Genomic DNA, 11,378 nt, shown 5'->3' on the forward strand with positions numbered 1-11,378 from the left:
GAAGATCGGCCCGGACCGCTCAGGCACCCGCCGGCCTCCATCGCCGCAGCCGCAACGCGTTCCCCAGCACGATCAGGTCGGAAAGCCCCATGGCCAGCGCGCACAACACGGGACTCAAGAACCCGAGCGCCGCCAACGGCACCGCCGCGGCGTTGTAAAAAAAGGCCCAAAACAGATTCTGATGAATCGTGCGAAGACTGGCCCGCGCCAATCCCAACGCCTCGGGCACGGCCTCCAGATCCGCCCTCAACAGCACCAGGTCGGCCGACTCACGTGCAATGTCCGTGGCCCGGGCCACCGCAATTCCCAGGTCGGCCTGTTCCAAAGCCGGCGCATCGTTGATCCCGTCGCCCACAAAGGCCACCCGTTCCCCACGCTCCTGGAGAGCACGGATGCGCGCCGCTTTCTCCTCCGGCCGCACCTCCGCCAGCAGCCCGCCTTCGTCCAAACCCAGCTGCCCGGCAATGACCCGCGCCACCTCCGCACGGTCGCCCGTCACCATCCCCACCCGCAGGCCCATCCGGTGGAGTCGCCCGACCATCTCCGCCGCGCCGCGCTTGAGCGTGTCGCGCAGGCCGAACAAGGCGAGCAACCGCGGGCCGGCCGCCCATCCGATCACCGTCATGCCCGCCCGGGCCCAGCTCTCCGCCGATGCGGTTCCCCGCCCCACGTCCACGCCCGAGGCAGCCAACCACGACAACGAACCCAGACGAAGGACCTGTCCGTCATGCCCCCGATCTCCGTCCACACCACGAGCCTCCACTCCGCAGCCGCGCAGCTCCCGCCAATCGGCCAGGCCCGTTCCACGCGGCGCCGCCGCAGCCGGACCCAACTTTTCCCGGCAGAACTCCGCCACGGCCCGGCTGGCCGGATGCAGGGAGCACGCCGCCACCCGGCCCGCCCCACGCCACACCTCCTCGGCAGGCACATCCCATACCTCGGCCGCCACCACCGTGGGCCGTCCCTCCGTCAACGTCCCCGTCTTGTCGAACAACACGGTGGTGATGCGCCCCGCCTTCTCCAGCGCCACACCGTCGCGAATCAGAATGCCCCGCCTCGCCGCCACGTTGGCCGCGGCCATGATCGCCGCCGGCGTCGCCAGCCCCATCGCACAGGGACAGGCCACAATCAGCACCGCCGCCGCCACGATGATCCCTGCCGCGGTTCCCTCGGGCGGAGCAACCGGCCAGAGCCACACCGCCAACTGCTCGTGCACCGCCCGGGCCGACTCCGGCCAGACGCCCCACCACAACCCCGCACCCAGGGCCACCATGATCACCACCGGTACGAACACACTGCTGACCCGGTCGCCCAACCGTTGGATCTCGGCGCGACTTTGCTGCGCGCGCTGCACCGCGCGGATGATCTGGGCCAACACCGTGGCGCTGCCCGTGGCCGTGACCCGCACCACCAGCCGCCCGTCCAACAAGATCGTCCCCGCAAAGACCTTCGACCCCGGTTGCTTGCCCACCGGTTCGGACTCGCCCGTCAGCATCGACTCGTCCACCGCCGACCCCCCCTCCAGCACCTCGCCGTCCACGGGTACCCGGTCCCCCGGCCGCAACACCACGAGGTCCCCGCTCCGCAACTCACTCACCGGGACGATCTCCTCGGAAAACGGACCCTCCTTCGCGCCCCGAACCAACCGCCGTGCCTCCGGAGGACGCAGCTCCATCAAGGCCCGCAACGCAGCCGACGCCCGCGCACTGACCCGGGCCTCCAGCCAGTGGCCGAGGCTGATCAGCGTGATGATCGCCGCCGATTCCATGAAATACACGTGCCCGCCCCGGCCGCTGGCCAAGACCCACAGGCTGTACGCGTAGGCCGTGGTGGACCCCAGGGCGACCAGCGTGTCCATGTTGGCCTGGCCCACCCGCAACTGACGCCATGCCCCGCGATAAAAGGGTGCACCCCCGAACACCTGCACCACCGTGGCCAACCCAAACGCCACCCATTGGAACCACCGTTCCATTCCCCACCCCAAGACCCACTCACCCAAAACCAGCGGAAGCGTGGCCAAAACCCCCACCCACAAATTCCACTGCCAGCGACGTCCTTCCCCACCAGCCGATCCCGCACCCGCCCCCGACAACGGCCGCGCCCGATACCCGACCCCCTCCAAACGGCGCACCAACTCGACAGGATCCACCGGACCGGTCCATTCCACCGTTGCCCGGCCGGATGGCAGGTCCACCGTCACGGACCGCACGCCGGGGACCGACTGCAACGCCTCGGTCACCTTCCGCACGCAGCCCTGACAATTCATCCCCTCCACCCGCAGAACCGTCATGGAGCCGTTGTCCGTCCCGGCCGGTGCAGCCCATCCACGTTCATCGCGTTCCTGTCCCACGCCCATGACGCTCCCAGGTTAGCCGCAACAGGGACGGCCGTCCACGACCCGGCACCGCGCCCTCCCGCGAGACGGTCACCCAGCAAGGGGTTGGCCCGAGACGACCGGATCCGCAGGTCGAAAACCCTTCAAGGAGGGAAGATCCGGAGAAAAAAGAAAAGTGGTGCCCGCGACAGGATTCGAACCTGTACGGTGTTACCCACTAGAACCTGAATCTAGCGCGTCTGCCAATTCCGCCACGCGGGCACGCCGAATGACACCCAATATGTACTCCGGCCGTCGGATCTTGGCAAGAGGTCAACCACTGACATGCGGACCCGCGCATCTGCGGGCCGGCACCCGGTCGCCCAACCTGCCCCACCGCCGGGTCCCGCTTGCGTGGCCGCGGGCATTGCCCTGCACGCCGCCGCGTGTATAGCCTGAAGGCCGTTTATGACGAAGCCAACAGCCGAGGTGCACAACCCGAACGAGGTACCACCCAACGATTTCATCCGCGAAATCGTCCGCCAGCACGTGGCCGAGGGACGATACCAGCGGATCCACACCCGTTTCCCCCCCGAGCCGAACGGCTACCTCCACATCGGTCACGCCAAGAGCATCTGCCTCAACTTCGGCATCGCCCGGGAGTTCGGCGGCGTCTGCAACCTCCGCATGGACGACACCAACCCGACCAAGGAAGACGTCGAATACGTCCGGGCCATCTGTGAGGACGTGCGCTGGCTGATCCGCGGCTGGGCCGATCACTGCCTCGGCCTCAAACCCCGCGGCCAGACACCCCGGACCGTCCCCGTCAACGGCCTCACCGATTATCACCTGCCGCCCGTCGTCGGCCGCCCCGACGACGATACCCTCGAGCCCTTTTTCGCTTCCGACTACTTCGAACAGCTCTACCAGTTCGCCCTGCAGCTCATCCGCAAGGGCAAGGCCTACGTGTGCGACCTTTCCCCGGAAGAGACCGACCGCTACCGCGGCGCACCCGACCGGCCGGGCAGGGAAAGCCCCTGGCGCAACCGAAGCATCGAGGAAAACCTCGACCTTTTCCAACGGATGCGCGCCGGCGAATTTCCCGACGGCGCCCGCACCCTGCGCGCCAGGATTGACATGGCCTCGCCCAACGTCTGGATGCGCGATCCCGTCCTGTACCGGATCCGACATGCCGAACATCACCACACCGGCCGCAGTTGGTGCATCTACCCAACCTACGATTTCGCCCATTGCCTCAGCGACTACATCGAGGGCGTCACCCACAGCATCTGCACGCTGGAGTTCGAGGTGCACCGTCCGCTCTACGACTGGATCCTCGAAAACCTCGACCTGCCCCGGCCCAGACCGCGACAGTACGAGTTTGCGCGTCTGAACCTCTCCTACACCGTGCTCAGCAAACGCAAGCTCCTGCAACTGGTGCGCGAAGGCCACGTGCGCGGTTGGGACGACCCCCGCCTGCCCACCATCCGCGGCCTGCGCCGCCGGGGCGTCACCCCCGAGGCCCTGCGCAACTTCGCCTACCGCATCGGCATCACCAAATACGACGGCCTGACCGACGTGGCGGTCCTCGAACATGCCATCCGCGATGATCTCAACCGGCGCGCCCTCCGCCGCCTGGCCGTGCTGCGGCCCCTGCGACTCGTGATCACCAACTACCCGGAGGATCAGGTCGAGGAACTCCCGGCCGTGAACAACCCCGAGGACCCCGGCGCCGGCACCCGCCCGGTCCCGTTCTGCCGCGAGCTCTACATCGAGCAGGACGACTTCATGGAGAATCCACCCCCGCAATTCCACCGGCTCCGGCCCGGCGGCGAGGTCCGGCTCAAGTACGCCTACATCATCCGCTGCGACGAGGTGATCAAGGACGAACACGGCCAGCCGATCGAACTGCGCTGCACCGCCGACCTGGAAAGCAAAACCGGCGGCCGCAACGCCCAGCGCAAGGTCAAGAGCGCCATCCACTGGGTCAGTGCCCGACACGCCGTGCCGGCCGAATGCCGCCTCTACGACCGGCTGTTCACCGTGCCCGAACCCGACCTGCACGAGGACTGGAAGTCGGTCCTCAACCCCGCTTCACTCGAGATCGTTCAGGCCCGGTGCGAACCCGCCCTTGCCGAGGCCCGGCCCGAGGAACCCTATCAGTTCGAGCGCCTCGGCTATTTCGTACTCGATCCCGACAGCGCCCCGGGTCGGCTGGTCTTCAACCGCACCATCACCCTCAAGGACGCCTGGGCCAAAGAACGCCAAAAAATCGCGCGCTAAACCCGGCCCCACCGCCTGACCCCGGCTTTCGAACCCGAGGAAGACGCGGCCGCTCCCCACAGGCCGTCCCCACCTTGAAAGCCAGGCCTCACCCCCTCCCGGTCCGGCCCGCCTCAGTCGCCGCCCCGGCGACGCACACCGAACCGTTCCAGCTCCCGTTCCACCCGTTCCAGCGGTAACCCCACCACGTTGGTCAGCGAACCCGACAATTCCTCCACGATCCATTCGCCACGTTCCTGGATCGCGTACGCTCCGGCCTTGTCCAGCGGATTGACCACCCGCAGATACCGCCGGATCTGCTCCTCGTCCAACCGCCGGAAACGCACCTCCGTGCTCACGGCAAAGAGCGATTCGCGATGGACCCGCAGGTGCAACAGGCTCACCCCGGTCACCACCTGATGCGTCCGGCCGGACAACCGCCGCAGCATGGCAGCGGCCTGCTCCAGGTCGGACGGCTTGGCCAGGATCTCCCGATCCAGAAACACCAGGGTGTCCGCCCCCAGCACCACCGCGTCCGGATGATGCTTTGCCACGGCCCGCGCCTTCCGATGCGCGTTCAGTTGGCACAATTCCACCGGCGTCAGCTGGTCCCACTCCAGTTCGGGCACCTCGGCCGGCACGATGCCGAACTCGTACCCGGCATGCCGCAACAGCTCGGCCCGGCGCGGAGACGCCGAGGCCAGGATCAACACCGGCTGATCATCCATCTGCCCCTCCCACTTGCGTCGCCGGGCCCCCGCAGGCCGTCATTCCACCAGGTCGCTCCGGTAGTTCACCCGGGCCTCCAACTGCTGCAGGATCGGCCGGGCCCGGGCCAGCGCGCCCTGCGGAGTTTGTCCCATCCGACGTTCCAGCGAGATCCGCACCACCGCCACCGGCTCGCCGTTCCGGTCCCGCACCGGCGCCACCACCACCGCAGCGTCCTTTTGCGGCACATAGTACGGCCGACCCTCGCGCAGGGCCTTCGCCTCGGTCGACCCGCCCGATGCACCCCACAAACCCCGGTCCCGCGCGCCCACCACCACCAGATTCGTGTGACCGGACGGGACCACGTAGATCTTCAGGTCCAACAGCCGCGGATAACGTCGCAACAGTTCCTCCACCAGCTTCTGTGCGGGCGGTTCCAGCGGAGTGTAGATCACCCGCGCGTCGGCGAAATACGACACGGAATCCGATTTCGTCCAGAACCCGATCCGACCGCGCACGAACGACGGATCGGTAAGCGGCGGAATCAGTTCCCTGCCGTTGAGGAGGCAACGGATCTGGTTCCCCCGACACTCCACCGTCAGCTCGTGCCACACACCGGAGGGGATCTCCACTTCCGGCCCGAGCAACGGTCCCCGCTGCCCGTCCACCACCTTGTAAAACCGAAACGTGTTGCCCAACGAACTGGCACGCACCACGTAAAAGTTTCGCTCGTCCTGGAGCCGGAACACCACACCGGCCATTCGTTCCCGACGACCCCGCACGGTCTTGAACCGCGTCGTGAAGGTGAAATCCCCGAACACCAGCGGCTCATACACCAGAATCGGAAACCGCTCGTCCGTGTCGTCCTCCGACAACTGCGCCAGCACCGTCCGCCGGCTCACCACAGGCGCCTTCTGCGAAAGCGGCGGCAGTTCCGAGGGTGCCTCGTCCCAGATCACCCGCCACTGCCCGGGGGTTCCGACCCCCGCCAGGAGGCTCCTGAACCCCTCCGGCTGGCGATCCACCTGCCCGGGCCCGAAATCAAAGACCAGCTCAGCCGCCAGCAGCCTTTCCAAGCCCAGGCACAAAACCGTCACAATGACCATCCACCGCCGATGCATGCGCAGACCCAGCGTGGCAGAACGCACCGCCCGTCTCAAGCCGGCCGGTTTGTCCCGCACCACCCGATCCCGCACCGGTCGCATCCCCGGCCCCACCAGTTTCCCCTTTGCCCCGCAGCAGCCCGCCCTAGAATGTCGGCATGAACCTGAGTGTGCTCGGCCGGTTTCCCGCCCGGCGGATGCGCCGGCTCCGTGGCAGTCCCATCCTCCGCCGCATGGTGGCGGAAACCGTTTTGTTGCCGCATCAGTTGATCTGGCCCCTGTTCGTCCGCCCGGGACGCAAGGAACGGCGCCCCGTGGCTTCCATGCCCGGCGTGTGTCAGCTTTCGGTGGACGAGGCCGTTCGAGAAGCGGCCCGGGCCGTGGAGACCGGCGTGCCGGCGGTGCTGTTGTTCGGCATCCCCGAGAAAAAAGATGAAAAAGCCAGCGGCGCCTGGTCACGCACCGGCATCGTCCAGCAGGCCATCCGCACCCTCAAACGCGAGTATCCGGACCTCTGGATCATCACCGACGTCTGCCTCTGCGAGTACATGTCCCACGGACACTGCGGCGTGGTCGAGCGCCGCCGCAACCGCATGCGCATCGCCAACGATCCCACGCTCGAACTGCTGGCCCGCACGGCCGTCAGCCACGCCGAAGCCGGCGCCGACATGGTGGCGCCCAGCGACATGATGGACGGCCGCGTGGCAGCCATCCGCACCGCTCTGGACCGCGCCGGTTTCGAGGACCTTCCCATCCTCTCCTACGCAGCCAAGTACGCCTCCGCGTTCTACGGCCCGTTCCGCGAAGCCGCCGAATCAGCCCCGCAGTTCGGCGACCGCCGCAGCTACCAGATGGACCCCTCCAACGCACATGAAGCCCTCCGCGAAGTCGCACTCGACATCGCCGAAGGCGCCGACCTGGTGATGGTGAAACCCGCCCTGGCCTACCTCGACATCCTCCATCGCGTCAAAACCACCTTCGGCCTGCCCACCGCCGCCTACGCCGTCAGCGCCGAGTACTCCATGATCAAGGCCGCAGCCGCACGCGGCTGGATTGACGAAAGGGCTGTCACCCTCGAAACCCTCCTGGCCATGCGCCGCGCCGGAGCCGACCTCATCATCACCTACGCCGCGCCCGAGGTCGCCCGCTGGCTCCGCGAAGGTTGACCGAGCAAAACCGCGGCTTGTCCCCCCGACCCGGTCGCAAGCCCGGCTGCCGCCCGGCCCGCGGGCCGGAAAATACCCTGCCACCCACGCACGGGCCGACCCGCCCCGGACGCCGGGAACGGTCCCCGGAAACCACGCACGTAACGCATGCCCCATGACCGCGCGGGTTGCGCCCGGCCCCGCCGCGATGAAGGAGACGTAACACGCCCCACCGTGCCGGAAAAGGCGCGTCTGAGGTGCCGGATGCGCCGATCCCGGCCCCCGGAAGTGGAAGAGTCGGGCCGTGCCGTGGAGAATCCAACCGGAAAAAAGAAAAGAAAACCCTGCCCGGAAAACTTCAACGGATGGTCAGCACACCCCAGGCAACCAAGCCCAAGATGACCACCCCCACCACGGCCACCACCCACCAGACCAGTTTGCCGCCCTTGTCCTCTTTCTTGGCAAAGCCCGTCTTCCGAAGGTCGGCCGGCCGCGCACCGCCCTCCAACTCGCTCAGACTCACCCCGCGCGGGATCGGCGACGTCTGGCCCATGGGCTTGGAACCCGGGCCCGCAGCCGGGGCCGGTTGGGTCCCAGCCGGGGCAGCGGCGCCACCGGCGGCAGCCGTCCCCGCAGACGCCGGTGCCGGAGCGGGACCGTCTGCCTCCAGGCGCATTTCCACCGCGCCCAACCGCAGCACCTGCCCGGGCTTCAACACCGCCTCGGTCACGGGCTCTCCGTCAATGAACGTACCGTTGGTGGATTGCAGGTCGCGCACGCGAATCTCCTGCCCCTGGATCAAAACCTCGCAATGATGGCTGGAGACCGACGGTTCGGCGATCTGAATGGTGTTGTCCTCCAGACGGCCGATGGTGATCCGTTCACCCTTCAGCTCGTAGGCCCGCCCGGCGAACCCCTCTGTGAGGACAACAAGTTTGGCCATAGTTGCGTCAGCTTACCCGTGCGTGGGCGATTATTGCCGCAATGCCCTGCAAGTCAAACCCTATTCCCACCCGGCGCCATTCCGCGCACACCTCCAAACGCCCCGGCGCGGTGTCTCAGGACCGCGCTCCTTCCCCGGTCTCCGGCAAGGGTTCGACCCCCTGCTCCACACTCCGCGCCCACAGCCACAGCAGATCAGACAACCGGTTCAAGTAAACCAGGGACGCATCACTCACCCCTTGCGCCTCCGACCGCAGCGCACACACACGCCGCTCCGCACGACGACAAACCGTTCGCGCAAAATCCAGCGCCGCCGAAAGCGGGTTCTCCCCGGGCAACGCCCACCCGCGCGGCGCCTTCAACACCGCTTCCACGCGGCCCACCTCCTGCTCCAACCGCTCCACCTGCGCCAACCCCAGCAAGCTGAAGCCGTCCGACTCGAACCGCGTCCGATGCTCCGGGGCAGTGGCCAGCTCGCCCATCAAAACAATCAGCTCCCGCTGGACACGCAACACCGCGTCAGCCAACCAGGCGGGCGGGCGCTGCGCCCGTACCAGGCCCAACGCGGCGTTCAATTCGTCCACCGTCCCATACGCCTCCACCCGCATGTCCTGCTTCGGCACGCGCCGGCCGTACATCAGGGAGGTCTGTCCATTGTCACCCTGCCTCGTCACGATGCTCATGGGTCCCTACGCCAAAGTGGAAACTCCAGACCCTCCTGTCAAAGGGTCGTTGCTGCCCGGCCTGAAGGCGGTTCAACCGATCCAGCCGGGGCTCCGCACCCGGCACATCCCCCGCGGGGGCATCAATCTTCCCGCGTCCGGAGGCCCTGCAGGCCGGCGCGGCCGTGGCAACAGATGCTGCTTTTCGGCCAAAAGCTGCGAAGCGCTGAATAGAAAAGGACCGTACCGTGTCCAACAAAAGAGGGCGGGAGACGCGCCCGCAAAAAGGGTGAGGGACGTGCCGGTGGTCATGCAACCCATCCAAGGGTCCCTCAAGGCCCGGCGAGGTAGAAAGGAGCTGCACTATGAAACGTGTCTGGTGGATGATCGGTCTTCTGGTCGCAGGACTGGCAACAAGCGGCCTGGCAGCCGAAGCCAAGATCAAGGCTTTGTACGACAAGGAATGCGCCAAATGCCACGGTGACGATGGCAAGGGCGACACCAAGATGGGCAAGAAACTCGGCTGCAAGGATTACACGGATCCCAAGGTCCAGGCCGAGATGAAGGACGAGGAGGCCTTCAAAGCCATCAAGGAAGGGCTCAAGGACAAGAACGGTCGCACCTTGATGAAACCGATCGAGGGCGCGAGTGACGAAGACATCAAGGCGCTCGTCCAGTACATGCGGTCGTTCAAAAAGTAACCGTACGCTGGCTGCCTGCTGAACGTCTCAACGTTGGCGACCCTCCGGCCCGCACCACGGACCGGAGGGTTTCGCTTGCAAGCGGGCGGGCGTCCGCGCCGTTTGGTGCCGATTTCAGCCTGCCGGCTTAATCCTCCGGTTCACTGAAGGCTTCCACCCGGTAGATCTCCACCCGGCAATCCGGGCTGCGCCAGGCATCAGGCGCACACCCGGCCTTGAGCGAAAGCTGCTCCATGAAGCGCCGTGGGTCCCGAAGTTTTTCCCAGACCTGCGGGAGAAACGTGGCAGCATGCGGTCCCACGTGGAGGATCACCCCGTCCCGGCCCGGCTCCAGAGAACGCAACAACTCGTCCGGCCCGGCCACCTCCAGCAGTCGCGGCCGGGTCAGCACGCTGATTTCAATCCTCAGCTGACCCAATTCCGAAGGCGCCACCGGTTCGAACCGATAGTCGTACAGGGCCGCGTTCCTCGAGTTCTCCATCACCGCCTGATACAGCGGCATCTGGGCGGTCAGATGCCCGATGCAGCCCCGCAACACCCCGTGCCGGGTCAGCGTGACGAAACACGCCCGCGGAGCCAGCAACGTCAGGGGAAGCGACGCCGGACTCACCACGGGCATGCGTCCGGTGCGCACCAAGGTTTCCACGGTGAGTCGCGCCAGCCCCAGTGCCTGCATGCGTTCCCGGCCGTTCAACAGATGCCCCGCCGGCGGATCCGCGAACAGCACCGCGCCATCCGGGGCAACCAGACCTTCCAGCGCCGGCACTCCTTCACCCGGCAGGCCGCGCCAGAGGACACCCTTCCAGTGCAGTCCCGCTCCCAACCGGGCAAGAAGCCACCACTCGACCGCGCTCTCCTTCACCCCTGCCGCCTGCAGGCCGTGAGAATCGCACCCTGCCAGGGCATGGAGTCTGTGGTGCAACACATCCTCGCACCCGCTCTCTGAAAGAAACTGCCCGTCATCGTCCCGCAGCCCCACCACCAACAGCAGGTCCGGAAACAGGCTCGGCACCAACCGCCGCACCAGCGAATCAGGATCACACTCCCCCACCAGCACCCACACCCACTTCTCCAAACCCAAACACCGCACCCACTCTTCCCACCGACCCGTTTCCACCGTTGCCGGTGAGGTTCCTTTCAACGGCTCCGCGCCCGGCATGCCGGAGGACTGCTCCCCGAAAAACGGTACCCGTTCCCGACGCACCAACGGCAGGCCGGTCAACCGCGCCGTGCGCCGCGCCAGCACGTCTGCCTCCCGCCGGGTCCACGGCACCTGCTCCTCCAACGGCTCCACCACTACAGCGGGTTCGCCCAAGCCGGAAACGCCCGTCAGGATCATCGCCCCCTGCCAACCCGCCCCGTCCGCGCAACCGCCAACGACACTCCGGGCGCGGGACGGCCTCGCGGCTGCCTGAACAACCCCGATTGCCCGCAAATCCGCAAACTGCCCACTGCACGCCATGAACACGTTCCGATCGTCACCCCGCCTGTTGTCGTCCCAAGTCCCCAGCCAAAAACGAGGCGGATGAAAAGCTCCAACC

At 66.9% G+C, this 11,378-nt stretch carries 9 protein-coding genes and 1 tRNA gene; 3 read left to right on the forward strand and 7 right to left on the reverse strand.

Translation table 11 applies throughout. From position 1 onward, the window contains the following. Window positions 1-19: 19 nt before the first annotated feature. Both ACPDIX_RS05085 and ACPDIX_RS05090 read right to left on the reverse strand, forming a co-directional pair. Complete coding sequence (locus tag ACPDIX_RS05085; protein ID WP_423430696.1) at window positions 20-2,356, reverse strand: heavy metal translocating P-type ATPase; 2,337 nt, start codon at window positions 2,354-2,356, stop codon at window positions 20-22. Window positions 2,357-2,511: 155 nt separating this feature from the next. Then, window positions 2,512-2,596, reverse strand: a tRNA-Leu gene (locus tag ACPDIX_RS05090). Between the two features lie 186 nt (window positions 2,597-2,782). On the opposite strand from ACPDIX_RS05090, the gene ACPDIX_RS05095 reads away from it, so the two are divergent. Continuing rightward, a complete protein-coding gene (locus ACPDIX_RS05095) occupies window positions 2,783-4,597 on the forward strand; it encodes a glutamine--tRNA ligase/YqeY domain fusion protein (RefSeq protein ID WP_423430697.1) in 1,815 nt (604 codons plus the stop codon). 113 nt (window positions 4,598-4,710) lie between these two features. Here the strand turns inward: ACPDIX_RS05095 and ACPDIX_RS05100 are convergent, their stop codons facing one another. Both ACPDIX_RS05100 and ACPDIX_RS05105 read right to left on the reverse strand, forming a co-directional pair. Beyond that, window positions 4,711-5,304: a Maf family protein gene (locus ACPDIX_RS05100; RefSeq protein WP_423430698.1), complete on the reverse strand. Its 594-nt coding sequence runs from the start codon at window positions 5,302-5,304 to the stop codon at window positions 4,711-4,713. A gap of 39 nt (window positions 5,305-5,343) precedes the next feature. Beyond that, window positions 5,344-6,489, reverse strand: a complete 1,146-nt coding sequence (locus tag ACPDIX_RS05105; RefSeq protein ID WP_423430699.1) for a family 16 glycoside hydrolase — start codon at window positions 6,487-6,489, stop codon at window positions 5,344-5,346. Between the two features lie 56 nt (window positions 6,490-6,545). On the opposite strand from ACPDIX_RS05105, the gene hemB reads away from it, so the two are divergent. Continuing rightward, window positions 6,546-7,553, forward strand: a complete 1,008-nt coding sequence (gene hemB / locus ACPDIX_RS05110; RefSeq protein WP_423430700.1) for a porphobilinogen synthase — start codon at window positions 6,546-6,548, stop codon at window positions 7,551-7,553. A 337-nt stretch (window positions 7,554-7,890) separates the two neighbouring features. Here the strand turns inward: hemB and ACPDIX_RS05115 are convergent, their stop codons facing one another. Both ACPDIX_RS05115 and ACPDIX_RS05120 read right to left on the reverse strand, forming a co-directional pair. Further along, window positions 7,891-8,475, reverse strand: coding sequence for an FHA domain-containing protein (locus ACPDIX_RS05115; RefSeq protein WP_423430701.1), 585 nt, complete (start codon window positions 8,473-8,475; stop codon window positions 7,891-7,893). 115 nt (window positions 8,476-8,590) lie between these two features. Beyond that, a complete protein-coding gene (locus tag ACPDIX_RS05120; RefSeq protein ID WP_423430702.1) occupies window positions 8,591-9,157 on the reverse strand; it encodes a cob(I)yrinic acid a,c-diamide adenosyltransferase in 567 nt (188 codons plus the stop codon). A gap of 344 nt (window positions 9,158-9,501) precedes the next feature. Here ACPDIX_RS05120 and ACPDIX_RS05125 point away from each other — a divergent pair, with 344 nt between their 5' ends. Then, on the forward strand, window positions 9,502-9,837 hold the full coding sequence (locus tag ACPDIX_RS05125) for a c-type cytochrome (protein WP_423430703.1): 336 nt from the start codon (window positions 9,502-9,504) through the stop codon (window positions 9,835-9,837). A 127-nt stretch (window positions 9,838-9,964) separates the two neighbouring features. Here ACPDIX_RS05125 and amrA read toward each other — a convergent pair whose 3' ends face one another. Beyond that, window positions 9,965-11,176: an AmmeMemoRadiSam system protein A gene (gene amrA, locus ACPDIX_RS05130; RefSeq protein ID WP_423430704.1), complete on the reverse strand. Its 1,212-nt coding sequence runs from the start codon at window positions 11,174-11,176 to the stop codon at window positions 9,965-9,967. Window positions 11,177-11,378: the final 202 nt, after the last annotated feature.

Source organism: Limisphaera sp. 4302-co, assembly GCF_049537155.1.
Lineage (GTDB): Bacteria > Verrucomicrobiota > Verrucomicrobiia > Limisphaerales > Limisphaeraceae > Limisphaera.